A 25,634-nucleotide genomic window follows, 5' to 3' on the forward strand; every position below is an offset into this window, starting at 1 on the left:
GTGTTCACATTCGCGAGGTGATCGAGACAGCCGGCCGGAAGGTTTTCCGCTGCAGGCGCGGTCTGAACGGCATGGCGCAACTGCCCCCAGTACGTTGGCGTCTTGGTGACGCTGCTACAGGACGCAACGGCCAAATACGATTCGGGCTCAGCATCAGAGCCTACCACGCGTATCGGGGGTCTATGCCGCGCCAGCCCACGCCATATCAGTTCGATCTCAAACTGCACGATGCGAATACCGCGCAGATATCGCCATCGCAGGCGCTGCCCGAAGAGACGCGCCTGATGCGGACAAAGCTACCGGTGCGCCTGAACCTCGACCACGTTGGCGCAAGGCGATCCTTTATGTGCGCATCGGCGTCCGCAATCGTGAGCGGCCGCCCCCCCGTTCAACGGTGGTGGCGCGCCCTGATCGACGAGAAGATTCCGGGCCCAACCAACTGGAGCGCCCTGCAGTATGCAATGCGCCGTCACCTAGTGGCGCTCGGCTGGTTTTGCATCGAGACGGTCGATGACGATCTCGCCGCTCTGCTCCAGGCGGAATCGCGCGAGCGCATTGCCCGCAACTGTCGCAGTTGGCAACAGCTCATCGAGATGTGCCGTCGATACCATACTGATCGACGGGTCTACGCTGCGACATCCAACTTCAAGTCCACCAGAGAACAAGATCTGGTCGCGCAAATCCGAAAAAGCTGTTCAGCAGTACGCGACGCTTTCCGTTGCCTGATTGACCGGTAACCCCATGAACGAAACCGCCGTCAAGTAGCGCGATATCCCCGGCCTTGAGCTGGATTTCGCGACTAGGCACGGCCTCGAGATAAGCTGCGGAGTAGGGATATCCCGTGGTCTCCACACCCTGCGACTTTCGATCTGCGACTGTCGGCTTGTGACTCCATAGCCTCAAGTTTCCACCTTCCTCAGGCATGCTGGGATAAAAGTTGAGTGCTGCGACGGTGTTGTGCGCCACCGCAGAAAGCTCGTAATCGTTCCCAGCGCGTAACACTTGAGCGACATCGTCGTGGGGATCCAAGGAAAATGTGCCGCTTCCGGTCCAACTGAGAGCCCGACAAACGTTAGCCTGACCGTGTTCTGAACGGGCCAGCCGCAATTCAATACCTTGGTTGTGAAGCTCGCGCTTCAACGCGTCGAATAAGGCTCGGACCGGGTCAACTAAACTGCCAAAAAGAGCGTCAACGTGCGGCCGCGCAGTTTCTGCCTCCGCGAAATAGGTGGCTGCATCCTTCCTGTAGTGGGATGCGCCCACATATTGTCCGGGGACGCCGTCTTTACGCTCCCTGAGACCGGGACTGCTAAAAAACTTCGCGGTGATCTCCTCGGCTATTTCGGTGCTGAAAGCTTGGCTGATGTGCAGAGCCGTGATCTCACCTTTTAGGACCGAGATGATCTCCGCAGTGCTGATCGAGCCGGTTCGTTCCTCGATCGTAAGAGGCGAGATGGCCGGCGTTTGAGGTGCTTGGTTAGTCGCCATTTGTTTTCTCCTGTAGTGCCTGATCGAGGATGGCAATGCCGTGATCAAGTTCGTCATCTGAGATTGTTATCGGCGGAAGGACTTTGATGACGTCGCGATTTGGCCCGGAGGATTCGATCAGCAGGCCGTTTTCGAACGCGACATCGTGCACACGGCCAACAACGGCCTGTGACCGGCACTTGAGGCCGGCCATCAGACCACGGCCGCGCTTTTGTTCGATGCACTTGGGGAATTTCGCAACGAGGCGATCAAGGTGTTCTTGCAGTTTGACGGCCGTCCCCTCGACGGCTTTAGTAAACTGCCTATCGGACCACATTGTGCACATGGCCGAGGAGGTCACAAAGGCGAGATTATTGCCTCTAAAGGTCCCGCTATGTTCTCCCGGATTCCATATGTCCATGTCAGGACGAATCAGAACTATGGACAACGGACTACCTGAACCGCTTAGCGATTTCGAAAGACACACGATGTCGGGCTCGATTTTCGCGAACTCAAATGAGAAGAAATCGCCCGTTCGTCCCGAACCTGCCTGAATGTCATCGACGATGAAAACAACGTCGTGCTTACGGCAAATGCGCTGAATTTCTGAGAGCCAAGGTGCGGATGCGGTGTTCATGCCGCCTTCTGCCTGGATGGGCTCCAGGATGATTGCGGCCGGCTTTTCTATCCCGCTGCCTGGGTCGCCCAACACGTAATCAATGTAACTCGCGGAATCGAAAGTTTGGTTCGGATAGTTCTCGTAAGGGACACGGATCACATCGTGGCGAGCCACGCCGCCAAGCTGTCTGGTTGACGCTGATCCCGACACCGCCAAGGAGCCGAGCGACATGCCATGGTACGAATTTGTGAAGGCCATGACACTCGAGCGGCCGGTATATTTTCGCGCCAGCGCCAACGCCGCTTCGTTAGCGTTTGTCCCGGTCGGCCCAGGAAACTGTATCTTGTAAGAAAGGCCCCGGGGCTTCAGGATCGACTCGACAAACACTTCTATGAAGTCACGCTTTGCAGCTGTATACATATCAAGCGACAAGACAATATTTTGATCGGCGAGATATTGAATTGCCGGCGCAATGATATCCGGGTTGTTATGACCGTAGTTGAGCGCGCCGGACCCTACAAGGAAATCAATATATGGCTTTCCGGACTCGTCCCAGATTGTCGCCCCAAGTGACTTTTTAAAGACTGTTGGAAATGATCGTCCATAGCGACGAACGTTAGACTCATAAGCTTCGAAAATGCCGATATCCATTAAAGGGCCTCTCTGTATGCGGCTTGCGATCAACGCTGCAGGTTCTATGTTCACGCATTCCAAACCGTTGAGTTAGACGATTAGCTACGGCCAATCTCGGACTTAAAGCGAACGTATCATGGTCAGCGACTTGCATTCGCAAAGAGTCTGTAAACTTGTTTGACGAATCTGTTGCATCGCTTTGGATAGCGATAGCGTGACAGTCAGTACCCGCCTTTGCAGCAACGCCATCGGCGGCGTTGTTGGCGGGGGCGACTGACACAACCGCACCGGTTTTTCCAGCATGACTGCAAGCACGATGCTTTGGTATTTGTCTACGTCGGCCGTGACGGGATCCTTGCCGACGAGTAGCTGTGGCAGATAGCGATGTCTCACTTCGATGTGACGGCGAGACCGGTGCTCGCTCGGGTTTCGTTTGAAACGCGAACGAGCCGGACCGCGAATTGGCGGCAGAACTGGAACTGACCGCAGCCTCTAATTGTGGCCGTGGCCACCGTGGCGGTGATTGCGCTGTTTCCTGGGCGGCGCGCTGGCCCACCTCCTGGCTTCACGCCATATACAATGCCTCGGCCCCTCGCGAGGTGGCTTCCGCACCGCAGGCCACGGGCCGAGCACGCGAGTGGTGTTCGGCACCCACGAGCTGACGCAGACGCGCCTGCTTCGAGAAGACGCGATCGAAGCGGTATCGACAACCCCGGTGTTCGCCACCGGACTGTGTGGTGACGACGGCGCCGCTTTTGGAGCGCAGCACGACTAAGAGTTCCCACCCGGTCCACATTCATATGATCGAAAACGCTGGCTTAGGCGACGACACTGGCGATTTGTCCGATTCCGCTTTTTGTACGCAAAGCTTCACTCTGTTCGACATCCGACAATTGTTGGATGTGAGAGAGGGCGCCAAATCCGCTAACCCGGTGTTTCAATCCAATTTTCCTCTCTGGCACGTTCTGTGCAGCCTGGCTTGCGAACGCATCAGCAAGAAAATAGTCCGATGATCACACTCACTGAAAACGCCGTCGCCGCCGTCAAGGCCGCGCTTTCCCGGGCCGACGAACCGGCGGAAGGCTTTCGCATCAAGGTCGAGGCGGGCGGCTGCGCGGGCCTCAAATACCTGATGGGTCTGGAAAGCGTCTCGCGGGAGGGCGATGCCATCATGGAGACGGACGGGTTCAAGGTGTTCGTCGACGCAAACTCTCAGCCCCATCTCGCCGGCATGACCGTTGACTTCGTCACGGACCTGGAGTCCTCGGGCTTTGTTTTCGACAATCCCAACGCGCGGGACAAATGCGCCTGCGGCAAGTCCTTCGGCTAGCCGCCATCACGACAAGGATCGGCGCCGTGTGGGATAATACCGACAACGTCTACCTCTTCAACGACAAGCTCTATTTCATCAACCCGCACAATGTCGGCGCTTTGGACACCCCCAATGCGGCCGGCGAGGTCGGCGCCGTCGCCTGCGGCGACGGGCTTAAATTGATAATGGGTTTCGACCCCAAGACCGAGACGATTACTGCCGCAACGTTCCAGACCTTCGGCCGCGGCTCGGCCATAACCGCTTCCTCGACATTTACCGAATTCATCGTCGGCAAGACCATCGATGAAGCCCTTCAGATCACCGATCAGGACATGGCGGTTTTTCTCCGCGCCCTGCCGCCGCACACGACCTACTCATCGCTCGACCGCCTCATCCTGGAGCGCGGCTTGCGTCTGATGAGCGAGTTCTTCCGGGCTGTAAGGAAGGCTTTCGAGGAGACCCCAGGATTCTCACGCCTCGTCCTCGTCAAGGCACCATCGCCATGAGCGACGTGATCGAAGCGTTTCTCGTGGTGATAAGCTTCGAGGAGCCAGAGGCCCTTCCCCGCAGCCTCCGCTCGCTGAACCCTAATTCTGCGTGGAGTTCGAGCGAGTGGGTTTTCGGTAACGAGCCTCGACGGTGGAACGCGCTACAAAACGTGCAGTGGGACATTTCCCACCTTTTGCCGCGTCTCGTAAGCCAGCAGAGATGCTCCCTTGCTCACTCGAAGGCCGCTTAAGCAATGTCATATGCGGTCAAGGAAATCTTCTACACCCTTCAAGGTGAAGGACGAAATGCCGGGCGGGCCGCCGTATTTTGTCGTTTCGCCGGCTGTAACCTTTGGTCGGGACGTGAAGGCGACCGGGCAAAAGCATTCTGCGGATTTTGCGACACCGATTTCGTTGGGGTCGATGGCCCCGGTGGCCGACATTTTGACACCGCACGGCAGCTTGCGTTGGCGATCGAGCAAGCCTGGCGCGGGACGCGTACTGGGCGGCGTCTTGTCGTGCTCACCGGAGGGGAACCCCTCTGCCAGATCGATGAAGAACTCCTGGAAGCGCTGCATTGCTTGGCGTTTGAAATTGCCGTGGAGACCAACGGTACCATTCCCACACCCGCCGGCATCGACTGGCTGTGCGTCAGTCCGAAATGCAATGCACGCCTCGTGGTCATGGCAGGGGACGAGCTAAAGCTTGTATATCCTCAGATTGGCGCGGAGCCCGAACATTTCGAAGTTCTCGCGTTTGAGCACCTTTTGCTTCAGCCGATGGATGGGCCCGAGCGCGAGGCGAATACGACCGCCGCAGTGGCCTATTGTCTTGCCAACCCACGTTGGCGCCTGAGCCTGCAAACCCACAAGTTTCTCGGGATCCCATGAAAATTACGCAAGCTTTCACCTTCGAGGCAGCGCACTGTCTTCCGCGGGTGCCAGAAACCCACCGCTGTCACCGCATACATGGCCATTCCTACCGTGTGGAACTGCGTCTGGAGGGGCCCGTCGATCCAGATACGGGCTTTGTCATCGATTTCTTCGATGTCGAGGCTGTGTTCGGACCGCTTCTGCAACGTCTCGACCATCAGTATCTGAATGAGATTGAAGGTCTCGACAATCCGACCGCGGAAAACATTGCGGTCTGGATCTGGAACCAAACCAAGCCGCTTCTTGGCCAAATGTGCTCGGTAACAGTCTACGAGACACCGCTGTGCTGGGCTGAATACGAGGGTTGACCCGATGCAACGAGATCCGGGAACCGCACTCGTCCTTTTCTCCGGCGGCCAGGATTCCACAACCTGTCTGGCCTGGGCGCTGGAGAACTTCGACCGCGTCGAGACAATCGGCTTCGACTATGGGCAGCGGCATCGGATCGAGCTCGATGTGCGGCCCTACCTGCTCGCGCGCATTCGAAAAGACTTTCCGGCCTGGCGTGGGCGATTGGGCGAGGACCACATGATTGACATGGCCGTGCTCGGCCAAATCAGTGATACCGCGCTCACGCGCGACGTCGAGGTCGCACTGAACGCGAACGGTCTAACAAATACCTTCGTGCCTGGCCGCAACCTTCTGTTCCTCGGCTTTGCGGCCGCGATAGCTTACCGGATGGGCGCGAAACACCTCGTGATCGGCGTTTCCGAGACGGATCGTTTCAGCTACCCGGATTGTCGGGATGACGCAGTCAAAGCGATGCAACTTGCCCTGAACCTTGGAATGGAGACGCGTTTCATCATTCACACACCCCTCATGCAGCGCGACAAGGCGCAGACCTGGGCGCTGGCGGATTGTCTGGGCGGTGAGGCGCTGGTGAAGCTCATCTGCGAGGGAAGCCACACCTGCTATAGCGGAGACCGTGAGCATAGACATAGCTGGGGTTTCGGTTGCGGGACCTGCATAGAGTGTCATCTTCGCGCAGCGGGATGGGAGCAATTCCGGTCCTGCAAAGAGGCACCCCTGGCCGCCCATGAAATGACGTGAGCGCCCAGATCCAGGCCGACGGCGGCAATCTGTTCCATAGATCGTTTCCCTTTCTTTGTGGTGTTCAGCACGACCAGGGTGGGCGCCTTCGATGCCGTTTCGAAGGGCTGTTCCATGCCATCGACCTTGATGATCTTTGCCGTTCGCGTGGTGCTGTTTGGTAGGGGAGTTCAGCACCATGGCGAGCAGGCTGCGGTTGTTATCCTTGGTCCCGGTCGGATTGATCGTGGAGCGTACCGCCAAGAAAAAGGGGAGGTCTGGTTTCGACGAGAGGCGGTTGATGCCCGAGCCTGCCCTTATCCTGGAGGATCGTCCATGCAGGTCCATAACCCGCATGGCCGCACCATTGGCATCATTGAAGCGACGAATGACGACCTCATCGGCAATCGATGCCGGCGCCTGCGTAAGCCGGCACGGGCGCAGGCGCCTGCGGCGACGCGATGTTGCGGATATCCCTCCCCTGGCCTACCTCGGCCCAATCATAGGATTCCTGATAAGCGCCTTCGATCTCGCAATGCTCCTGCGTCCAGTGAATGCGCGTGCCGTCTTGATGGCGATCGTCACAGCCTCAGTGTCGAAGTTGACGAAATGATCTGCACAATCGCCGGAGACAATCGAGCAGGTAATTCAGCAAAGTCGATCTCATGTACCGTCGAATTGAAAAGGCCGCTGCCGTCATGAAGGATGCGCGCGACCGCATCAAGCGCCGGGGCAAAGCCATCCCTATGCATCAGAATGGCGAAAGTGTTGTCGAGGTCCAGAAAGCACTGTCCGTTGACGTCAGCCAGGCGCCTTCGCGTTGCAGCGCGCCGCCTTCGGATCGCACAGCCGCAGCGCGCGTGGTGCCATCGGGAAAAATGGGGGCCGCGGGCGAACAATCTTGCCGATTGGCGTCAGGCGGCGCGGAGATTTCATCCAACATGTCAGGCCTCTCCTCGAAGGATCTGGAGAGCTACGCGTCTTCCGCTGACATGGCCTTTGCACTTGGTAGACGTCATTCACGAATGGGAGGCGGCTGATGAACAGGCCAACGATCGCCGATCTGGCGAAAGCCGCGGGCGTAAGTGTTTCCACGGTCAATAGGCTCTTGCACGGAACTGGCACACTGCGACCGCAGACGGCCGACCTCATCTTGAGCGCAGCGCAGCAGATCGGCTTCCGCAGTTCGGGGCCGCTGCACGAACGCAGGCGGGACAATCTCCCGCATCGGCACTTGAGCTTTCTCATGCAGCAATCGCACTGGCCGCTCTGCCGGATCTGGGCCGAGGCGCTTCTAGGTGCCTGCGCGCGACGCACAGATGCGGTTATTGAGCCAGACGTGCTCTTCCAGGGCGACCCTTCCCCAGAAGCGGTCGCTGCCAATCTGCTCAAGAAAGGCGGAAGCGCCGATGCAATCGCGGTGATCTCGGCCGATCACCCGCTCGTCGGCCAGGCGATTGACGAGTTGCGCGTCAAAGGCGTTCCGGTGATCGCCTACGTCACCGACCTGTCCGCCGCCAGCCGGGCCGGCTTTGTGGGGACCGACAACTGGAAGGCCGGCCGCACCGCCGCATGGTTTATCAGCCAGACGTCCGGTCGGCCCGGCAACGTCTTTCCTCTCATCGGCAGCAACCGTTATCAGTTCCGAGACATCTCGGATGCGAGCTTTCGCTCTACATGCGCGAGCACGCGCCCGAGTTCCACGTCAGCGAAACGCTCCTGACCCATGAGCGCCGAGGAACGCCTATGCAATCGTTCGCAGGCTGATAGCGGAGGAGCCGGAGCTCCGCGGCATCTTCGTCAATGGCGGCGGCATTTCCGGCGTTCTGCGTGCCATGCGCGAGCTCGCTGTGGAGCATTGTAAAATCCGGGTCGTCTGCCGCGACATCGGGCCCGAGACACGCAAGGGATTGAGCGAAGGCTTGATTACTGCTTCCTTGTGCCATCCCATCGACAGGATGCATGAAGAACTCATCGACGTGATGCTGCGAATGATGAACGCACGGACACACGGCTAATCGAACAGCGGCTTGTTCCGTTCGAGATCCTCACGCCAGAGAGCATTTGGACTTAAGAATCGGAAGAGGCATCGTCGTCCGGATACGGTCATCCGTGCGGCTGCGAAGCGACCCGCTTCGTGGAGTAAAACTGGGGCGCAAAGGGCAGCTCGGCACTCATGATCCTCGCAGCAACCGAAATAGGCCAGGAGAGGACGAGGAGATGGAAATCTCCGAGGAAGCCGACCTTGTCGAGAGCTGGCCCCCAAGCTTGCGCCAATGATTAGGCTGCATCGGTCGTCGGCGCCGATTTGCGCGGCTTGTGGCGCACCACAACGTCCACCTTATAAGCGCCTCGATCGAGGCAGCGCACCGGGCGATCTATAGAGAACTTGCCTGTTCGCCCATGACTACGGCGGATATGTCGAGCTGTTTCATGGCAAGCAATGGAGCTGATTTGGCTTGAGTGAGGCGCCGACGGTTAATGACGGCGCGGATCTCACGGGCGAGCTTGGCTTTCCGCAATTCCTCTTCGGAATTGTCAAAGCCCAAATCCGCAAACACGTTGCCGCTGGTCATTTCGCCGGTGATTCTTCAGTCATGACTTTGCTCCTTCCCATAGTTTTCGCGATCGTGCGTCTCAGCCACCTTCAATCGCTGTAACGAGATCGACTTCGCACTTGGGCGTGTCCCTGCCCTTCTTCTGGAACCAAAGATGCAGATCACACCAGCGAAGCGACGGCACGGACGGGCGCTAAGTATCACTGTCTAAGTCGTCGACCACCGCAAGGATTCGGCCGCCAAATCCCTTGAGGGCATTGACCGCCAGATGCTGCACGCCATTTTGGGCATCGTTGATTGCAACACCCATCACGCTGCAGACATCGACCAATCTGACTCCGCTCAGCCACTGAAAAGAAAAGATTCGGGTCAAACAGCCGTTTTTGCCAAGTGATCATATTTTCCTATGAACGCATTTTGGCCTGCACGGACCGTTCCAGCTCGGCGCAAGTCAATCACGCTCTGCAATCCACCCAGTAGAGCAATGGCGGTGCTACATCGATAATGAGCCCAGTTTTGCTTTTTTGAGAAGGTGTCTGTCTTGCTTGGCCGCAGCGAATATCCCGGTAAAGTTGGCTGCAGCGCATCGCGCTTAGCGCTCGCCGGGCGGAGCTGGTCCGGGATTGCGAAGCCCGGCGAGCGCGGATCGTCTTGGGCGATGTGGTGATCAGGCGTGGTTCTTGAAGCGCCAGGATTCATGTCCGATTTCGATGATCTCGCAACGATGTGTGAGATGATCGAGCAGTGCGGTCGTTGTTCCGTCGAAGTAGCGGCCGCGCCCGCTGTCGCGGATGAGCGCCCGGGCGATGGCAATGGCCAGATGCGACTTCCCGTTCCGGGCCACCAATCAACACGCCATTGGACAAATGCCATCAAGGGCATCTCACCGCCGGGCGGCGGCGAACAAGAAGGAGAGGAAATGATGGAACGCAGGCTTGATGACGTGATCGCAGCCCTCCCTGAGGAGCGTCGGGGGCGTGTCGACGCACGTTTCCAAGAGCTAAGGAGGGAGGTCGAGAGCTTCGGCGAGCTGCGCCGTGCGGCTGGGCAAGGCCCAGGCAGAGATTGCCTTGACCCTCAAGATCAAGCAGCCCTCGGTCTCGAAGATCGAGAAGCAGGCCGATATGTATCTGTCGACTCCTAGAGCTATGTAGAGGCGATCGGGGGACAACTCGACCTCATCGTCGCCTCCTCGCGCGCGCCCCTTCGTTTAGAGCGGCTCGGCGACGCCCTAGCCCCCTGCGCACGTGGTGCTAAAAGAGCGCCAGGTGGACGAACCCGCCCGAAGGCAACGCGGCGGCTGAACGCGCTCCGTTTCGGTCAAAATTGCCGAAGGGACGACGGTCTCGTCGACGCTCGCAAAAGGTATGAGCAAGGCCTCGTTAAGCCGGATACCGACCTGCCCCGCTGTCACGCTCGCGGGGGACGCCTCTTCCCTCGCCCGTGCTGGCCCAGTTCACCGCCGCGCTGGGGGTGTGCGGCGATGTGCTCGCCGACGACGACCAGCTCGAGCACGCTTGGTCACAGCTTCCACACCTGATCAAGTAGATACCTCCGCACCTGCGCGACATCTTCGGTGGCTTACAATTTATCAAATTTACGGCGATTATCGCCGCAACGCAAAATGACAAAAAAGTCAAACGGCCATGTCTTCTCTCTTCTTATGCGGCTCCAGGACACATTGAGCATAGGCAAATGCTGCCAAGCATGCCAGCACCACGACCCCACGTCGTGGCGGCAGTTAACAGCTGCCCGCTGAAGTTTGCCAACGGGCCTTCGGTCAAACTTGGCGCAGCGCTGTTACGGCAGGCACAGCACGTGGAGATCTGTCGAGCATCAGCCATTGCGAAAGGTGTAGCCATAACCGTTGATGGCCGGCGCGCCGCCGAGATGCGCGTAGAGTATCCTCGAGCCCTCTGGAAAAAAGCCTTTTTGGACGAGGTCGATCAGCCCTTGCATCGATTTGCCCTCATAGACGGGATCGGTAATCATACCCTCGAGCCGCGCACACAGACGGATCGCCTCCTTGGTTTCCTCGGATGGAATGCCGTACCGCGGGTGCGCGTAGTCCTCGATCAACACCACGTCATCCTCGGCAAGTTCCGATCCGAGCTCGACGAGGGTCGCTGTATGTCGGGCAATGCTAAGCACCTGCGCCTTGGTCTTGGCCGGGGTAGCAGAGGCATCGATACCGATCACGTTGCGCTGTCGACCGTCCTTGGCGAATCCGACGAGCATGCCGGCGTGCGTTGAACCGGTGACCGTGCAAACGACCATGTAGTCGAAGGCAAACCCAAGCTGTTCCTCCTGGGCGCGCACTTCCTCCGTGAACCCGACATAGCCGAGACCTCCATTCGGGTGAACAGACGCCCCGGCCGGTATCGCATAGGGCCTGCCGCCCCTTGCCTTGACCTCATAGAGCGCTTTTTCCCAACTGTGCCGGATGCCGATGTCAAAGCCTTCGTCGACCAGGCGCACGTCTGCGCCCAAGATGCGGCTCAAGAGAATGTTGCCGACCCGGTCGTAGACGGCATCCTCATGGGGGACCCAACTCTCCTGAACCAGGAGACATTTCATGCCGATCTTGGCGGCAACGGCGGCGACCATGCGCGTGTGGTTGGACTGCACGCCGCCGATGGTGACGAGGGTATCGGCATCCGACGCGATCGCGTCAGGGATGATGTATTCGAGCTTGCGCAGCTTGTTGCCGCCGAACGCCAGACCGGAGTTGCAGTCCTCGCGTTTGGCGTAGATCTCCACCTTGCCGCCCAGATGCTTGCCGAGCCGGTCGAGCTTCTCGATGGGTGTGGGTCCAAAGGTGAGCGGGTAACGCTCGAATTTTTTCAGCATATTCTCTCCGCGATGATCATTCAGCTGAAATAGCCACGCAAAACTCGTTCCATAAGCGCTGCTTGGATTGGTCGGCCGCGCTCTTCGACCTCCCATCAGGGCCTTGGGGATTTCCAGCGCTTTCCTTGCGATTGAAACGAAGCGATCCACATGCCGGCATGCTGCGATGAGGCGACCATCCCTAGGACCAAAGACGACACGCGGTCGGCATCTGCGTTTTTGCCAGCTTTGCGAGCGCAGCCAGACACCCGAAGCAACATGCTTCGAGTTGCGCGCGGCAACTTTGCCTCGCCGGCGCCAAGTTGACAGTACCCATTCCGCTATAGTTCATCCATAGCGTGGATGGTGCCATCGAACAAATCAATTTTACCCCTCTTCCGGAATACTCCATCAGGGCTGCATGGGAGGTTCGTGATGGCTCCCACCTTGGCGCGCTCACAGCGTCCTCAATAGTTGATCCGTCCGCCCCTCCGGGGCCGGCCGTAAACAGTGCGGCCTCTCGGCTGGCGGACCTAACAAGGAGATAGGCATGGCTACGATTAATGGCGCAGACCTTGGCGAGATCTTGCGCACGACATTTGGATCGGACGTGATCTTCGGCAATTACGATCTCGACCGTCATGCCGGTGGAGATGCCGTCGTCCCCCAGTTGGTCACGGGAGGCGGCCCTGATCCCGAGACCGACCCTGAACGATTTGTTGGTCCCGGGGACCCTAAACTTGTTCTTGGCCCTGACCTTTCCGGGGGCGCTGATCCCGACCCTGACCCTGACCCTGATCCCGACATCGACCCTGGACATGAACCCCAACCCGGGATGGTTAAGACGGGCGGAAAAGGGGACGACGTCCTGACAGGCGGCGCCCAGGACGATGTGCTCACCGGCGCCGGGGGGAACGACAGCCTGTTTGGCGACGGCGGACAAGATAATCTCTTTGGCGGCCAAGGGAACGACATCCTGCTGGGGGGCGGCGGAGACGATGCGCTCTCTGGCGCGGACGGGGACGACTTGCTGCTGGGCGGCGCCGGAGTCGATAAGCTCAATGGCGGTTTGGGCCACGACAAGTTCATATTCCTGAGCGGCAGCGGCAAAGAAGATGAAGTTCAGGACTTCAAGCCTGGCGAGGACATCCTCAAGGTCAACAAGGGGATCAACGGCACCAACATCAAGACGCTCGCCGACCTCGCTCACGCCAGTCACGACGACCACGGCGACACGGTTGTCGACCTCGGCAATGACAACTCGATCCGGCTCTTCGATGTCAAGGCTGAGGACGTTCACGACCACCCAGAACTTTATTTCTTGCTCTTCTGACGGCGCAAGGAGGAGGCTCCGGCCTCCGGGCCCAGTCGTCCATCGTGGACGGACCTGCGTCGGGAGGCCATGCCTTTGCCATGGCGACTCTCGAGGGGTTGCCACGAGGCTCGCATCAACGAAAGGTTTCGCGTTGGCGCGAGCCATAGGTCCCAGATCGATCAGGGGCTGCCGGGGCAGTGCAACCCTGATCTGGATGCTGCGCAGCCCCGTGGCCGGAGCTGTCGGTCCCCACGCGCTGGAGCTGCAGGTTCATCTGAGTCAGCGCCATCTGCTGGGCTGGAGGGTAATGTCAAGGGGATTTCCCTCAGCGCCGCACTCCTTCTCCAGCGTCGACGGATACCATTAATGCCGAACAAGCATGCAACCGGTTCGCAGCTTCGCGAAGCTATCGCCGCCTGTCGTTGGGCATTGGCAGGTACTGCGGCGATGAGCGGAGTCATCAGCTTGCTGCACTTGACCGGCGCGTTTTTCATGCTCGAGGTTTATGACCGGGTTCTGCCAAGTCGTAGCGTGCCAACGCTTGTTGGTCTCGTAATTCTTGCTGGCGGTCTTTTCCTTTTCCAAGGCTGGCTGGATGTGGTCCGCGCACGCCTGTTTACGCGCGTCGGCCGACTTCTTGACGAGAGGTTGAGTGGGAGGGTGCACGAGACGCTGATTGGCCTGCCGCTCGTGAACGGCGAGACGGGAGATGGTCTTCAGCCTCTTCGTGACCTGGATCAAATACGCGGCTTTCTTTCCGGTGGGGGACCGGGAGCTTTATTCGATTTGCCTTGGTTGCCGCTCTACGTTGGCATCTGCTTTATGTTTCATGCGTGGATAGGCAGCGCGGTCCTGGTCGGGGCTCTGCTTCTGGTGTTTGTCACGCTTATGACCGAGCGGCTCACCCGAGAGCCGTCGCGCAAGACAGCCGAATTCGGAACCATCAGAAATTCCATTGCAGGAGCAAACAGGCGCAACGCTGAAGTCGTTCGCGCGATGGGAATGGCCAAGCGCGTAGGAAGCCGTTGGAGCGCTGCAAATGAAAGCTATATGGATTTCCAGCAGCGCGCCTCTGATGTTGCGACAGGGTTAGGGGGGCTGTCGAAATCTCTTAGGATGATGCTGCAGTCGGGCGTGCTTGCTTTGGGCGCCTACCTGGTCGTCAATAGCCAAGCAAGTGTTGGAATAATAACTGCCGCATCAATCCTGAGCGCCCGAGCACTTGCTCCCGTCGAACGTGCAATCGCAAATTGGAAAGGTTTCGTCGGGGCTCGGCAAGGCTGGCAGCGTCTCTCCCACCTCTTGCAGGCTCTTCCCCTGAAACCTCAGCCCACCCGGTTACCGAAACCTGTGACGGCTTTGTCGGTAGAAAAGATTTCTGTGGCGCCTCCTGGAGCCAGTAGACTAGCAGTCCAGGAAGCTAGTTTCGAACTACGAGCGGGCCAAGGGTTGGGCATCATCGGCCCTAGCGCTTCGGGCAAGTCCTCACTGGCTCGGGCGATTGTGGGTGTATGGCGTCCGATGCGCGGGGATATTCGTCTTGATGGAGCAGCACTTGACCAGTGGTCACCAGAGGCGCTGGGGCAGCATATTGGCTACCTTCCGCAGGAGGTTGAACTATTTGCGGGCACGATTGCCGAGAACATCTCGCGGTTCGCTGAAAGCTCCGATGATGAGGCAATCATTTCAGCAGCACGGGCCGCGGGCGTGCACAATTTGATCCTTCGCCTGGGGGATGGCTACCAAACCATTATAGGAGTTGCGGGGATCGGCCTATCTGCCGGACAGAGGCAGCGGATTGGTCTCGCCCGCGCTCTATATGGCGATCCATTTTTGGTGGTTTTAGATGAGCCGAACTCAAACCTTGATGCCGAGGGTGACGAGGCTCTTACCAAGGCCATTCTGAAGATTAAAGAACGAGGCGGCATAGCTATCGTCGTAGCTCACAGGCCGAGCGCCTTGGCTGGTGTGGACCACGTGTTAATAATGATGGAAGGTCGACAACACGCATTCGGGCTCACAAGCGATGTTCTGGGTGCGCCTGCTGGTGACCCGGCGGCGGTACCGACCCGAGGGCGGTATTAGAGTGGTCGCAGAGAGTGGGGCCCATTGATGGTCAGGCCATGGAGCAAAACCTCGCAATCGATCAAGCGACATCTAATTGCTGGGTTCTCGGCGATCGTGCTGCTTTTGGGCGGCGTGGGTGGATGGGCCTCTACTACAGAGTTCTCGGGGGCCGTAATCGCCGTGGGAGTTCTCGTTGTGGATAGCAGTATAAAGAAAGTTCAGCATCCCGCTGGCGGAGTGATTGGCGAGATACGTGTGCGAGACGGCGACAGGGTAGAAGCGGGTGACATCGTAATACGCCTTGATGGGACGCAGGCACGGGGAAATCTGGCGATTATTAATAACCAGCTTGACGAACTTGCAGCTCGGCGAGCTCGATTGGAAGCCGAACTGGCGGGCCAAAAAGAGATTGTCATACCTGCTGACCTCCGCGTACGAGTATCAGAACCAGAGGTGAAGGCGTTCCTATCAGGAGAGCTGAAGCTCTTCGAAACCCGCACGAATGGCGATAAGGGCATGAAGGCTCAGCTCTTCGAGCAGGAGTTGCAGATGCAACAGCAGATACAAGGGCTGAAAGAGCGAGCCTCTGCCAGCAAAAAACAAATTAACTACTTGGAGAAGCAGCTTGAAAGCAAGCATAAGCTTTTCGACCAGAAGCTGACGACTGTTCAGGAGATGGTTCCTCTGGAGCGTGAAAAGGCGCGTCTGGAAGGCGAAACCGCATCCATTATCGCTGACATAGCGCGCACCAGGGGCGCCATTGCCGAAACCGAGCTAAAAATTTCTCAAGTGGACCATGAAGCTCGGACACAAGCAGCGCGAGAGCTTGCTGAGGTTCGCTCGAAAGTCGCCGAACTTTTGGAAGCACGCATTGCAGCCGAAGATCAACTCCGCAGAATTGACATAAGGGCTCCCCAAGCAGGGTACGTCCACGAGCTTGCGGTTCACACGGTCGATGGTGTCGCCGGCCCGGGCGAAACGCTGATGCAGATCGTTCCGGATGCTGATGACTTGGTGGTGGAAGTACGGTTGCTTCCCCAAGACATTGATCAAATCCATGTAGGGCAAGAGGCGCATTTAAGGTTTTCTGCTTTCAATCAACGTACGACGCCCGAATTGCGGGGAGTTGTCTCCCGAATCTCTGCAGACCTGATTGCCGAGCCTCGAACTGGTCAGGGCTATTACATTGCGAGGATTTCGCTCGCCGATGGCGAAAGCGGAAATCTGGAACAAAAATTAATCCCTGGCATGCCCGTGGAAGCGTTCATCCAAACAGGAGACCGAACGGTATTGAGCTATCTTACGAAGCCACTGGTGGATCAGATCGAGCGCGCATTTCGTGACGAATGATCTGGGTTTCGATGAACCCAGCTGCCAGACCCAGCAATCTTGGGCAAGGCTCGATACTGTCACCTTGGCGACGGCGAGGCAAAGCTGCCGCGGGAGAAGCCGTCACGCGAGTACACATCAGCCCACGAGGGCAACACCAGTCGCATCGCGCCAGGTGAGGTAGGCGCGATCACGAGCAGCTCGGTACTCACAGGCCGAGAGACGATGATGGCAGAGCTGGAAGTAGTTGTGGATCGGAGTGTGAGTGGCGAGGAACTACTGCGCATGTCCGGCTGATTTGAACCGCCTCATGTGGCGTTCCCGCCGCCGGGTCGGTTGGTGCGATACCTCACAGCGATTGTTGACAAACCGGCTCTGCCGATGTTCCTCGCCCGGCAGGATCTCACGTTTCGCGGCACCATAGGACCCGAGTTTATCTGTCACGATCACTCTGGGCGCGTAGCACAAACTCTTCAGCAGCTTGCGAAAGAAGCGCTTGGCCGCCCCGGTGTTACGGCGACTTTGGACCAAGACGTCGAGCACGTTGCCATGCTGATCGTCGCGCTATAGCTCGCCAGAGATAATGCAGTTTGCGTCGGATGCGAACGAAGGGACTGTCAGGAATTCTGTGCGCGAGGCCGATCTCGTCATTGGCTGACGAACCTTTCGCCGAAGACGACCGCGAACTGGGTCTTGGCCTCGAACTGTCAATGCCGCTCGAATTTTCCCCAAAAGCGTCAAATATTGACCCCTCTTGCATAGGCGCGACGAGGAGCGCTCGCCGGACGGAGCTGGTCGGGGTTGCGCAGCCGGGCGAGTGCAGATTGTTTGGCGGTGGGGGCGCGTCAGGCGGGGTCTTGAAGCGCGAAGACTCATTTCCGGTCTCGATCTCGTAGTGATAGGGTGGGCCAGTCGAGCAGCGCCGTCGTCCTCTATGCGTCGCTGGCAAGGATCTTGCGCACTGCGATAGATCAAGGTCCCAGCAAATCCGTTTGACCGACCACCCCGGAACATAAAAAGCGCGCCGAATACGGGCAATCGTATCCACCAATTCATCCCCCTCCATCCGCTCGCCGAGACAAGCGGATGGTCGCAGATCTCCAACCGGGAGTCAAAATTGGACTCCAAAAGTGACGAATCTGAGCTCTGATCTTGTCACGGCGCCTCAAGGGAGGAGCAGCGATATGCCCAGCGTTAGATTGCGCTGTGGCACATCTTGAGTTTCATTCCAATGCTCATCGTCGCTCGACTGGTACCGAACTTCCTGGGACCTATCGACAAGTTCAGCTTCTTGCCCGGCTTTGCCAGCGCAGCTGGATCGCCAAATCAGAAAGAGCACACTTGCGAAATAGCCCAGCTGAAGAAGTAGCGAACAGCCCAGCGTCGTGACGACTGCTAGACGGAACGAATGCGAGGCGAAGTAAACCGTCACAGCGTTGCCGCACAGGACCAGCCCGAGGAGCCGACAAAAGATGATGAAGCGCATGCCGTTCTCCTGATTTTGTCTCGTCAAATCATGCAGCTCATGCTGCGATCTGGTCGGCCGCGACATGGGTCTGGCAGTTCTTTGGGCAGACGCGGCCGCAGGCTCCGCAGCCAATGCAGCGGCCGGCATGGTCGACAACCATGATCATACGATTGAGCTCACCGTCGAAATCGTCGTCATCGGCGTCGCAGGCGCCGAGGATTTCACCCGCGTCATCGACGCCGTAAAGATGCATGACCTCGCGCGAGCAGACTTTGAAGCAGCGGCCGCAGCCGATACAGATCTTGCCATCGATAGCGATCAGATATTCCGGCACCCATATGGAGCCGTCGCGGCTGATGAATTTGCTCCTCATCGCAAAGTCTTCATTTTGGCAAGCTCTCTCCTGGCACCATCCAACTCGGCATAAACGGCATGCGTTTTCTCGGCGACTTCCTCTATCTCAATCCATTTGACCGGGAGACCCTCGGCAAGGTCGCGCAAGTTCGTCTTGGCAATTGCCGCGCGCAGTTGAAGCTTTCGGACTTTCTTCGCCATCTCATCCAGGTTTGACATGATCCTTCCTCGAAAATGGGTTTCTTCACGCCCGCGCCACTTCAGGATAGGCAATAGCTGCAGTCACATCGCCGACCAGTTTCGCGCCGGTATCCGCGAGTTTCCGGAGAGTCTCGAAGCCGAATCGGTAGACGTCTCGACAGACGTTTGATTTCTGTTGTTGACAATGTCATCACGCCTGAGCGCTCCTCGATCGCCAGCTCCGACATGTCGAGCCTCCACAGCACGTCCGGAGCCGGATTGCCAATGAGTGGATATTCCGGCGCAGTTCCTCGGTGATAGTAAAATCGGCCGGCAGCCCGGTGTCCGATTTCCGTTGGCATGAGCCGTGAAAATCCTGAGCACGGATCAGCCGCAGGAGGCATTTGACGAACGGGCGGGAAAAGGGCCTCGCCATCCTTGTTGACGGCAGGGCCAAGCGTTGCGTGAGACATTTCGTTTCCTCAATTTCAGATCTCGTCCTCAACGGAGGATTTCTGCTTTCGGTTACGCTGACTTCGGGCCCGCTTACGCAGCCGCCAGGCCGATTCCACGTAAATGCTGCCCCTATGGCCGACCTTGAACAGGTCCTGGACTGTGACGTCTTCAACGACGGGCCAAATTCGCGTCGAATATCGCCGCCGCGGCTATTCGGTTGGAAGTCTAAGGTCCGAGCCCTGACCTGGAGCAGACCGTCGACCCTGTGCTCCATGAACACAGTTACTGCGAGCGCGCCGCAGAAAATGCGCGAATTGATCAGGGCTCCATTCCACTTGTCATCCCGACACCTTGCCGGGCTGAAAGTTCGTGAGAGGTTAGCCACGCAGCCAGTCGTCCACTTTGATCAGAAGAGCCGGGGACTCTCTACGCAACATGTTGTTCTCCATTCCACACCTTTCCTGACGTTTATGCGCGAGCTGGTTCTCTCAGAACGGAACACACCGGTTAGGAGACCATCAAAGTCTTGCGTGTTCTCATGCGATCAGCCCTCACTCAGTATTGCCGATCTCAACCAGCAAACGTCATGCCAGCGCGTTGCCCGCAGTAAATGCATGATTCTGCCTCGAAACCTTACAAGCCCAAGATGGCCGGTTGTTTTGAACCCGACATGTTTTCTGCTGTCAGCTTTTGGACACGCATCATGCGTCCAGACGCTTGAGGGCGAGAGCGGCTTGGCTGTCTGCCCTGCGGTAATGTTGGCGTCGGCTCATCTAGCATCATTCGCCGCCGCGAAGCGCGGGCGCGCACAGCTAGGCCACCCAGCGCCCCGAACCGCATGACCTTCTTGATCGGCTGGCTATAGGTTGGAAATTCCGCGATTCCGAAAAAGTTGGTCAGCGCAGTGCAGCCCGCTCGGCATTTGGCGCACGAATGGCAAGCGCTCGAAAGCTGTCAACCGAGCGATCCTCCAGGGCGCGGGCCGGCGTCTCGACGATATGTTGGTTAAGCCCGGCCAGTGTTTGTGCCTATGGTCTGGGAGTGGCCTTCGGGCAGCCAGTGGTAGCGAGTAAAGCTTCGGCATCCTCGGCTTTGATTGCCGCCCAAATCTGGTCGAAATCACGATAGGCTATTATGCCTCCTCCTCATTGAGAACAGGAAGCTCTGCTCTGGTGTAGAAGCCTAGCACGGGTCCGAGATCAAAGGTCGTTCCTGGCGCAAGGCGCCGGACGGACGTGGGCCATGTTTCGGTCGAGACGCCATCGATAGCTCGCGCCAGCGTGCTGGCGAATCGGGGCATCAGCGGTGCGAGTGTCTGCGCCAGGATCGCAGCGGCCGTCGTCTGAAGGGCGAGCGAAGTCCGGGTGCGGGCGGGATAGAGACGTCGCGCCGCTGTATAGTCTTGCGCCTGTCGGTAGACTACACAATCGCTCACAAAATCGCAGGCCTGCGCGGCCGCGCGCCGGACCGAGAAGCCATCGTCCGAATAGGCGCGTTCCATCGCCGCGCGATGGATCTCTATCCGAGCAAAGAAAGCGCGATCGGCGGGAGCCCAGTCGCCTGCATCGGGCACACAGCCGCCAAAGTCCTGCTTGATTTCCCGGTGCAGCGCATCAAGCCAATTCAGCCAGATCCCTTGGAACACCTCGTTCTCGGTGCGGCGTAGCGTGTCCAGCGTGAAGTTCGTTCGCTCACCTTCCGGGCGTGTCAGGCCCAAATGAAGACGGACGACATCGACTGTCTTTGGGCCCAGAACCTCTTTGCCCCAGACCGCATGACCGCGGCTGGTCGAGAACTTCTGGCCGTCGAGCAGGTAGAACTCGTTCACATGATACCGGATGCGCGGGGTCCAGTGGGAGAAGACCTCAGCATAAAGCGCCGGATAAAGCAGGGCGTGATAGAAGGAATTATCGAAGCCGAAGAAATGGACAATCTGCCAGTCATTGCTGGGCAGGGCCGCATTCCAGTCTCGACCGAGCGATGTAGCTAACGCCTGGATGTTGTAAAGAAAACCAAACGCCATCTCTGGCCAGACCCAGATCACCTGCCCCGGGAGCCCCTCGGCTGGCAGGCCCCAGTCCGAGGGGTGGGTGATGGGCACGGAAAAGTCGCCACGTTGGCGTAGACGCGCGAAGAGGTCCATGATCCGAACGGGGGCGCCCGACGCCCTTAAATGCCGGTCGATATTGTCGTAGCACCGTTCCAGCGCAAGTTCGGGACGGCGCACGGAGCCGACCACCGGCGCCTCGGCCGAGTGCCGCGACCGGACTGCATCTAGGTCGTGGCATAGGTTCGGTGCGCCGCATTCCTCGCAGATGTTGCCACCAGCGGAGCTGCCGCAATCGGGGCAGAGGCCGCTTATATCCGGCTCGTAAAGGTAGTCGCCTGTCACAGCATCGAAGAGCGCAGGGCTCTGGCGCAGATCTACCGCCGTGCTGCTCAGAAGACTACGGAAACACGCGGCTTGAAACTCTGCATAAGCGCTATCGCCCAAAGTCGGGAGGAAGCTGTGGACCTCACAGTCGAGAAGCGCAAGCGTGGCTCGAATCTCATGGGCGTAGTGGCGCGCCACCTTTGCGGGCGTCGATTGCTCGGCATCGGCTCGCGTGGCCACGTAGCTCTGGCAATCGTCGCTTCCAGTCAGGTGATAGGCTTCGACCCCTTTCATGCGCAGGAAACGCGTGTAGACATCGGCGCCAAGATAAGGGCCAGAAAGATGCCCCAGATGCAGATCGCCATTAGGCGTCGGCGGCGTGGAGAAGACGAAGATCGGCCCGCGGGGAATCGCGACCTGTGCAGCAGCTGCGAGGGCGGCCTTGCCGTCGCGCCAGTAGACATCGACGAAGTTTAGGTTTTCGACCCCATCGTTGTGCAGCACATGCGCTTCAAAAGGATGGAACAGAACGACATCGCCGGTTGCGACCGAGCTTTCCCCAAGGTCGGTCCTGACCTTGCCCGCTCCAGACAGGACCACGAAGGCCTCGATTTCGTCGTGCCGATGGGGCTCGGATGTGACGCCTGGTGCCACCTTGCCAAATGAAAACCCGGTGCCCGCGCTTCCCGTCCCAAGCGTAGCCATGTCGATGCCGAACGCCCGCGACAGCTCCGTTCGAGAAAACGTGGATTTGCGCATGACGAACCTCAGCTGTTGAAGCAGTGGTATCTTCGGCTGCCAACGCAACAGGCTCTGCTGCAAGTTGCGAAGAGAGGCGGTAGCCCGACACGTTGGCCGGCTCCGTCAGAATAATCCGGCTCTGGGGCCCAGGCGGGCGACGACGAGCGCCAGTGGGGCTCTAGGCGTTACAGAAGACCCCCGGCGACACCTGCACAATCGACATACCGAAGTGTTGTAACGGACTGCGGGCGGGGTCCAGTAGCCGGCAATCAGAACGTCCTGCTCTGCGCGCATTTTTTAGCGGTCGATCAGTATCGTGTGGACGCCTCGCCTGGTTCCGTCAGCTCAATCCCGATAGAAAATGCCGTTTGGGGGCTTGAGGTTGTCGAGATCGGCCACTTTGCCCTCTGGCGGATTAAGGGCGCGCTTAAGCACGTTATATTCAGCGCGGGTCGGTCCACCGGTTGAAGCACGCTGGAACACCAAGTAGAGTGTCCGCCGAGAACGATTGCTTTTGTTCGGTTGTGAGTAGTGCGGTGCGTAATCGTCGAAGATGAAGACGTCTCCAGCCTTCCATACTATGGGCTCCCAGGAAAACCTTTCGGCAACTTCAGGATCGATCACCCCGCCGGCATCCATGGGAAATACCCCCTTCTTGTGGTTGCCGGGACTGAAGAAAAGGCCGCCGTTGTCCGGGTCGGAGTCGTCAATGGCTATGGCAACGACCGCATGAACCATCCGGTCGGGCAGCCTGTGTGGAATGTGATAAATGTCCTGATGCGGGCGATAGCCGCCGGTATCGGGATAGTGGAAAATCAGCAATTCCTTGAGCCTGCGCGAATCTTCGCCAAGCAAATCCTCGACCGCAGACTTGATGCGCTGATCTTCTAGGAGGAGACGACGCAATGGGTCATGGAAGTCGAGAAAATTCTCGACCTTGGAGATGATCTTCCGATTGTCCGTCGTTTTCTCGAACCACATGAGCCATTTATCGTCGCTGACATCCCAGCGTGATATGTCTTCAACAGATCTGGAAATACCTTCCAGAGTCGCGGGATCGAAGAACCTCTCGAGCCTGACGTATCCGTCTTTCTTCCACTTTTCTCTTTGTGCATCGGTCAACATGCGAAAAGCCTCCTGTTGGAAAGAGTGGTTGGTCAAACATTCCGGTTAGAGGCAGTCGGGCGCCGTCAGGGTGTGGGCCCACGGAGACGATACTCCACGGCATGCAGACGGCGACGCAAAGTGCGTTCCGCTCCGGGTGGATTGCAAGGCTTTGTTGTCCCTCCTCAATGGAGAGATCGCCCAGGCCCGTAAAGATCTATCGATCCGGTACGTCTGCATAGTAGTCACGGCCGAGCATGCTGTTGATGGTGCGACTGCCCGATAAGACGACCTTTCGTGCAGCCTGACGCAACGCAAGTCGTGCGCCGCGAAAATTTTTGCGACAAGTTCCCGTTCCGGTCGGGCGATCAGGGAGGCACGTCGCTGGCATCGGGTCCATCGATGCTCCAAAAACGAGTATTGTCCGCACAAGTTCGGCGCTAGACTGCCCATCCGAGGCCAAGCCGGGTCCTCGGGTTCCCTAAGCTGGTCCCGATCAATTACCTTACCCGGTCCAGCCACCACACGCATCGCTACGGGCGGGAGGCCTCCGCTAACGGCCGACGCAGCCATGGCCGCTAGGGCCACTGGGCACTTTCGAGTGAGCGACCTTGTACGGTTTCGACGACCGTGGGGCAAATTCTCGCCCGCAGAATTAAGCGATGCGCCCATAGGTCCAAGGGCATGTTCAGTCACGATGAGTTCGGAGCGGGCTCCGGACTGCGCCGCAGCGGAGGCGGACATCATTCCTTGGATGCCACCGCCGATGATCAGTAGTCGCTGAGTCATATCCCGCTGCCCATTTCTTCGGCTACCGGGTCGGGCCAGCTCTCGACGGTGGTACGGCTGATAAAGCCAAGATGCTCAGGGTTCGCGCACGGCGCGCGCTGTAGAAGGCTGTCAAGAATGCGGCGAGCTCGCCAGGCCAGCAGGCTTAGGTTCGGATCGGCCAGCCCGCGCTGCCCGGGATTGGCGTTCTGTACGAAGATGCGTCTGTCACGCGGTCCGTCCCAGCACACCGAAAAATCCGCGTTGATGACCAACTCATTGTCGGTCTGTTGCAGCCGATCCGCCATCGGTTCCAAAAAGCTTGGCACGGCGTTCTCGTAACCGGTGGCCAGGATGACGATGTCGGCCGTGACTTCTTCGACGTCGCCCAAGCCGCGCTGCAGCGTCAAGTTGTGACCCGCGCCGGCGTTGATGCAGCGCGAAACGTTGCAACCCGGCCGCAGTGCGATGTCACATAGGTCTGGCTCAAGAAATTCGTGGCGATACAGCGCCTGGTAGACGGCGCGCAAAGTGCGATCCGAAATACCATCCGAGGCGAGCACGAAACGCCGCAGGAACAGCTTGCGCTGCGGCTCGCTCATTGCCGCGAAACGATCCGAAAAACAGGGCATGAACAACTCGTTTGTGAACGGGCTGTTGTCGAGGGGCAGGTAGTTTTCGCGCTGCGAGACCCAGGTGATCGAGGCAGGCCGCCGTTCTCTTGGCCCACCGACCAAATGCAACAGCACCTCGGCTCCCGACTGGCCTCCACCAACGACGCAAACATGTTTTTGCCGCACCTCAGGATGGATGTGCAGCAAATCGGATGAATGGAACAGGTTGCGTCCGATCCAGCCCTGAAATTGAGGTGGAATCCACGCTTGCTTGCCGATGCCGACCACCAGGTCTCTGGCACTAAGCACCGCGTCGTCCGTCCGCACCCGAAACTCGCCATCATAGCGTATTTCGCGGACGGTCTCGCCGCCGCGCACAAGTGGGTTCCTGCGGAACGCCCAGTTCAGGTATTGCTCGAACTCAGCCCTGAGCACAGCATCGAACTGTGCATTCAGGAAGTGGTACAGACGCCCGTTCTCGTGCAGGTAGTTTATGAAAGTGTAGGCGGATCGCGGATTCACCAGCGTTACCAGATCCTTGACGTGGCTGACCTGGAGTTCTGAAGAGTCGAATGCGCTGCCTGGATGCCAGCGGAAGTCAACTTGCCGATCCAAGAACAATGCCCCGTGCCCGATTTGCTCGTGTATCTGACACGCAAGGCTCAAATTGGACGGGCCAGCACCGATCCCAATGCAAGAGAGATCCAGTTGTCCTGCTCCTGCTGACGCCTCCCAATCAGGCGCTATATGCGGCGAATGTCGGCCATGGCCGCTGGGCTTGCCCTTCCCGCACGCATCGTCGACACCGCAGGACTTGCAACAGTTTGTCCGCGCGTTCGTAGTATCGGGTGTGACGCCCGCGGATGCCGGCTCCGTGATGAGATCGGCACTCATGCCGGCGGTATGTTGCGCGTGGCTGGCATCGAGAATCCCGCCTCGATGCCCCCCGCGTGGTCAGTGACATGCTTTCGCAGCCTATCCCTCATTGCAATTGGGC

At 58.5% G+C, this 25,634-nt stretch carries 24 protein-coding genes and 3 pseudogenes; 11 read left to right on the forward strand and 16 right to left on the reverse strand.

What is annotated here, in order from left to right; genetic code table 11:
• Nucleotides 1-182: 182 nt before the first annotated feature.
• Nucleotides 183-737, forward strand: a complete 555-nt coding sequence (locus tag A3AU_RS1000000140215) for a hypothetical protein (RefSeq protein WP_081709751.1) — start codon at nt 183-185, stop codon at nt 735-737.
• Here A3AU_RS1000000140215 and A3AU_RS0132055 read toward each other — a convergent pair.
• Both A3AU_RS0132055 and ectB read right to left on the reverse strand, forming a co-directional pair.
• Nucleotides 646-1,488: a 2OG-Fe(II)-dependent halogenase WelO5 family protein gene (locus tag A3AU_RS0132055; protein ID WP_027056496.1), complete on the reverse strand. Its 843-nt coding sequence runs from the start codon at nt 1,486-1,488 to the stop codon at nt 646-648. The two genes, A3AU_RS1000000140215 and A3AU_RS0132055, sit on opposite strands and share 92 nt — an antisense overlap.
• On the reverse strand, nt 1,478-2,737 hold the full coding sequence (gene ectB / locus A3AU_RS0132060; protein ID WP_032918518.1) for a diaminobutyrate--2-oxoglutarate transaminase: 1,260 nt from the start codon (nt 2,735-2,737) through the stop codon (nt 1,478-1,480). Before ectB ends, A3AU_RS0132055 begins: the two co-directional genes overlap by 11 nt.
• A gap of 619 nt (nt 2,738-3,356) precedes the next feature.
• Here ectB and A3AU_RS1000000139385 point away from each other — a divergent pair.
• The 6 genes from A3AU_RS1000000139385 (at nt 3,357) to queC (ending at nt 6,501) form a co-directional block, all read left to right on the forward strand.
• The gene (locus tag A3AU_RS1000000139385; RefSeq protein ID WP_154674711.1) at nt 3,357-3,494 is read left to right on the forward strand and encodes a hypothetical protein; all 138 of its coding nucleotides are present in this window, start codon (nt 3,357-3,359) and stop codon (nt 3,492-3,494) included.
• 234 nt (nt 3,495-3,728) lie between these two features.
• Nucleotides 3,729-4,049: a HesB/IscA family protein gene (locus A3AU_RS0132075; RefSeq protein ID WP_027056499.1), complete on the forward strand. Its 321-nt coding sequence runs from the start codon at nt 3,729-3,731 to the stop codon at nt 4,047-4,049.
• Nucleotides 4,050-4,075: 26 nt separating this feature from the next.
• The gene (locus A3AU_RS0132080; RefSeq protein ID WP_027056500.1) at nt 4,076-4,537 is read left to right on the forward strand and encodes an iron-sulfur cluster assembly scaffold protein; all 462 of its coding nucleotides are present in this window, start codon (nt 4,076-4,078) and stop codon (nt 4,535-4,537) included.
• A 236-nt stretch (nt 4,538-4,773) separates the two neighbouring features.
• The gene (gene queE / locus A3AU_RS0132090) at nt 4,774-5,409 is read left to right on the forward strand and encodes a 7-carboxy-7-deazaguanine synthase (protein ID WP_027056502.1); all 636 of its coding nucleotides are present in this window, start codon (nt 4,774-4,776) and stop codon (nt 5,407-5,409) included.
• Complete coding sequence (gene queD, locus A3AU_RS0132095; RefSeq protein WP_027056503.1) at nt 5,406-5,759, forward strand: 6-carboxytetrahydropterin synthase QueD; 354 nt, start codon at nt 5,406-5,408, stop codon at nt 5,757-5,759. Before queE ends, queD begins: the two co-directional genes overlap by 4 nt.
• A 4-nt stretch (nt 5,760-5,763) precedes the next feature.
• Nucleotides 5,764-6,501 carry a 7-cyano-7-deazaguanine synthase QueC gene (gene queC / locus A3AU_RS0132100; RefSeq protein WP_027056504.1) on the forward strand — a complete coding sequence of 246 codons (738 nt, stop codon included), beginning with the start codon at nt 5,764-5,766 and terminating at the stop codon, nt 6,499-6,501.
• Nucleotides 6,502-7,231: 730 nt separating this feature from the next.
• On the opposite strand, the gene A3AU_RS0132110 is transcribed toward queC, so the two are convergent.
• Nucleotides 7,232-7,423 carry a hypothetical protein gene (locus A3AU_RS0132110; RefSeq protein ID WP_027056506.1) on the reverse strand — a complete coding sequence of 64 codons (192 nt, stop codon included), beginning with the start codon at nt 7,421-7,423 and terminating at the stop codon, nt 7,232-7,234.
• Between the two features lie 96 nt (nt 7,424-7,519).
• Between A3AU_RS0132110 and A3AU_RS1000000137130 the strand changes: the two are divergent.
• A pseudogene (locus A3AU_RS1000000137130) lies at nt 7,520-8,554 on the forward strand (LacI family DNA-binding transcriptional regulator).
• A 304-nt stretch (nt 8,555-8,858) separates the two neighbouring features.
• Here A3AU_RS1000000137130 and A3AU_RS0132125 read toward each other — a convergent pair.
• The 5 genes and pseudogenes from A3AU_RS0132125 to A3AU_RS0132150 all read right to left on the reverse strand — a co-directional run bounded on the left by A3AU_RS0132125 (nt 8,859) and on the right by A3AU_RS0132150 (nt 11,888).
• Nucleotides 8,859-9,056, reverse strand: coding sequence for an XRE family transcriptional regulator (locus A3AU_RS0132125; protein WP_027056507.1), 198 nt, complete (start codon nt 9,054-9,056; stop codon nt 8,859-8,861).
• A gap of 175 nt (nt 9,057-9,231) precedes the next feature.
• Nucleotides 9,232-9,369, reverse strand: a complete 138-nt coding sequence (locus A3AU_RS1000000140670; RefSeq protein ID WP_245235624.1) for a hypothetical protein — start codon at nt 9,367-9,369, stop codon at nt 9,232-9,234.
• Between the two features lie 38 nt (nt 9,370-9,407).
• Nucleotides 9,408-9,737, reverse strand: coding sequence for a hypothetical protein (locus tag A3AU_RS1000000140220; protein WP_154674712.1), 330 nt, complete (start codon nt 9,735-9,737; stop codon nt 9,408-9,410).
• Nucleotides 9,706-9,898, reverse strand: a pseudogene (locus tag A3AU_RS1000000140675) (ATP-binding protein); the annotation flags it as partial. The pseudogene A3AU_RS1000000140675 and the gene A3AU_RS1000000140220, both read right to left, overlap by 32 nt.
• Nucleotides 9,899-10,874: 976 nt before the next feature.
• Nucleotides 10,875-11,888: a 1-aminocyclopropane-1-carboxylate deaminase gene (locus A3AU_RS0132150; protein ID WP_027056509.1), complete on the reverse strand. Its 1,014-nt coding sequence runs from the start codon at nt 11,886-11,888 to the stop codon at nt 10,875-10,877.
• Nucleotides 11,889-12,417: 529 nt separating this feature from the next.
• Here A3AU_RS0132150 and A3AU_RS1000000138645 point away from each other — a divergent pair.
• The 3 genes from A3AU_RS1000000138645 (at nt 12,418) to A3AU_RS0132165 (ending at nt 16,599) form a co-directional block, all read left to right on the forward strand.
• The gene (locus tag A3AU_RS1000000138645) at nt 12,418-13,200 is read left to right on the forward strand and encodes a calcium-binding protein (RefSeq protein WP_027056510.1); all 783 of its coding nucleotides are present in this window, start codon (nt 12,418-12,420) and stop codon (nt 13,198-13,200) included.
• A gap of 348 nt (nt 13,201-13,548) precedes the next feature.
• Nucleotides 13,549-15,267: a type I secretion system permease/ATPase gene (locus tag A3AU_RS0132160; protein ID WP_032918520.1), complete on the forward strand. Its 1,719-nt coding sequence runs from the start codon at nt 13,549-13,551 to the stop codon at nt 15,265-15,267.
• A gap of 27 nt (nt 15,268-15,294) precedes the next feature.
• Nucleotides 15,295-16,599: an HlyD family type I secretion periplasmic adaptor subunit gene (locus A3AU_RS0132165; RefSeq protein ID WP_032918521.1), complete on the forward strand. Its 1,305-nt coding sequence runs from the start codon at nt 15,295-15,297 to the stop codon at nt 16,597-16,599.
• 255 nt (nt 16,600-16,854) lie between these two features.
• Here the strand turns inward: A3AU_RS0132165 and A3AU_RS1000000141065 are convergent, their stop codons facing one another.
• The 8 genes and pseudogenes from A3AU_RS1000000141065 to A3AU_RS0132205 all read right to left on the reverse strand — a co-directional run bounded on the left by A3AU_RS1000000141065 (nt 16,855) and on the right by A3AU_RS0132205 (nt 25,345).
• Nucleotides 16,855-17,121: a DDE-type integrase/transposase/recombinase gene (locus A3AU_RS1000000141065; RefSeq protein WP_418001090.1), complete on the reverse strand. Its 267-nt coding sequence runs from the start codon at nt 17,119-17,121 to the stop codon at nt 16,855-16,857.
• Between the two features lie 622 nt (nt 17,122-17,743).
• On the reverse strand, nt 17,744-18,064 hold the full coding sequence (locus A3AU_RS0132180) for an exopolysaccharide production repressor protein (RefSeq protein ID WP_027056515.1): 321 nt from the start codon (nt 18,062-18,064) through the stop codon (nt 17,744-17,746).
• Between the two features lie 37 nt (nt 18,065-18,101).
• The gene (gene fdxB / locus A3AU_RS0132185; RefSeq protein ID WP_027056516.1) at nt 18,102-18,419 is read right to left on the reverse strand and encodes a ferredoxin III, nif-specific; all 318 of its coding nucleotides are present in this window, start codon (nt 18,417-18,419) and stop codon (nt 18,102-18,104) included.
• Nucleotides 18,416-18,619 carry a CCE_0567 family metalloprotein gene (locus A3AU_RS0132190; RefSeq protein ID WP_027033222.1) on the reverse strand — a complete coding sequence of 68 codons (204 nt, stop codon included), beginning with the start codon at nt 18,617-18,619 and terminating at the stop codon, nt 18,416-18,418. The genes fdxB and A3AU_RS0132190 overlap by 4 nt, the downstream gene beginning before the upstream one ends.
• Before the next feature lie 25 nt (nt 18,620-18,644).
• Nucleotides 18,645-18,713: pseudogene (locus A3AU_RS1000000141070) on the reverse strand (hypothetical protein); the annotation flags it as partial.
• A 1,455-nt stretch (nt 18,714-20,168) separates the two neighbouring features.
• Entirely contained in the window at nt 20,169-22,169 is a 2,001-nt protein-coding gene (locus tag A3AU_RS0132195) for a class I tRNA ligase family protein (protein WP_027056517.1), read from the reverse strand.
• A 327-nt stretch (nt 22,170-22,496) separates the two neighbouring features.
• The gene (locus tag A3AU_RS0132200; protein ID WP_006331729.1) at nt 22,497-23,276 is read right to left on the reverse strand and encodes a phytanoyl-CoA dioxygenase family protein; all 780 of its coding nucleotides are present in this window, start codon (nt 23,274-23,276) and stop codon (nt 22,497-22,499) included.
• 764 nt (nt 23,277-24,040) lie between these two features.
• Complete coding sequence (locus A3AU_RS0132205) at nt 24,041-25,345, reverse strand: lysine N(6)-hydroxylase/L-ornithine N(5)-oxygenase family protein (RefSeq protein WP_027056518.1); 1,305 nt, start codon at nt 25,343-25,345, stop codon at nt 24,041-24,043.
• Nucleotides 25,346-25,634 lie beyond the last annotated feature (289 nt).

It is taken from the genome of Mesorhizobium erdmanii USDA 3471, assembly GCF_000472705.1.
In the GTDB taxonomy this organism is placed as follows: Bacteria; Pseudomonadota; Alphaproteobacteria; order Rhizobiales; family Rhizobiaceae; genus Mesorhizobium; species Mesorhizobium erdmanii.

Coding starts and splice junctions, on each gene's coding strand:
- A3AU_RS1000000140215 (WP_081709751.1), top strand. CDS start 183: ATGCCGCGCCAGCCCACGCCATATCAGTTCGATCTCAAACTGCACGAT.
- A3AU_RS0132055 (WP_027056496.1), bottom strand. CDS start 1,488: ATGGCGACTAACCAAGCACCTCAAACGCCGGCCATCTCGCCTCTTACG.
- ectB (WP_032918518.1), bottom strand. CDS start 2,737: ATGGATATCGGCATTTTCGAAGCTTATGAGTCTAACGTTCGTCGCTAT.
- A3AU_RS0132075 (WP_027056499.1), top strand. CDS start 3,729: ATGATCACACTCACTGAAAACGCCGTCGCCGCCGTCAAGGCCGCGCTT.
- queE (WP_027056502.1), top strand. CDS start 4,774: ATGTCATATGCGGTCAAGGAAATCTTCTACACCCTTCAAGGTGAAGGA.
- queD (WP_027056503.1), top strand. CDS start 5,406: ATGAAAATTACGCAAGCTTTCACCTTCGAGGCAGCGCACTGTCTTCCG.
- queC (WP_027056504.1), top strand. CDS start 5,764: ATGCAACGAGATCCGGGAACCGCACTCGTCCTTTTCTCCGGCGGCCAG.
- A3AU_RS0132110 (WP_027056506.1), bottom strand. CDS start 7,423: ATGTTGGATGAAATCTCCGCGCCGCCTGACGCCAATCGGCAAGATTGT.
- A3AU_RS0132125 (WP_027056507.1), bottom strand. CDS start 9,056: ATGACCAGCGGCAACGTGTTTGCGGATTTGGGCTTTGACAATTCCGAA.
- A3AU_RS1000000140220 (WP_154674712.1), bottom strand. CDS start 9,737: ATGAATCCTGGCGCTTCAAGAACCACGCCTGATCACCACATCGCCCAA.
- A3AU_RS0132150 (WP_027056509.1), bottom strand. CDS start 11,888: ATGCTGAAAAAATTCGAGCGTTACCCGCTCACCTTTGGACCCACACCC.
- A3AU_RS1000000138645 (WP_027056510.1), top strand. CDS start 12,418: ATGGCTACGATTAATGGCGCAGACCTTGGCGAGATCTTGCGCACGACA.
- A3AU_RS0132160 (WP_032918520.1), top strand. CDS start 13,549: ATGCCGAACAAGCATGCAACCGGTTCGCAGCTTCGCGAAGCTATCGCC.
- A3AU_RS0132165 (WP_032918521.1), top strand. CDS start 15,295: ATGGTCAGGCCATGGAGCAAAACCTCGCAATCGATCAAGCGACATCTA.
- A3AU_RS0132180 (WP_027056515.1), bottom strand. CDS start 18,064: ATGCGCTTCATCATCTTTTGTCGGCTCCTCGGGCTGGTCCTGTGCGGC.
- fdxB (WP_027056516.1), bottom strand. CDS start 18,419: ATGAGGAGCAAATTCATCAGCCGCGACGGCTCCATATGGGTGCCGGAA.
- A3AU_RS0132190 (WP_027033222.1), bottom strand. CDS start 18,619: ATGTCAAACCTGGATGAGATGGCGAAGAAAGTCCGAAAGCTTCAACTG.
- A3AU_RS0132195 (WP_027056517.1), bottom strand. CDS start 22,169: ATGCGCAAATCCACGTTTTCTCGAACGGAGCTGTCGCGGGCGTTCGGC.
- A3AU_RS0132200 (WP_006331729.1), bottom strand. CDS start 23,276: ATGTTGACCGATGCACAAAGAGAAAAGTGGAAGAAAGACGGATACGTC.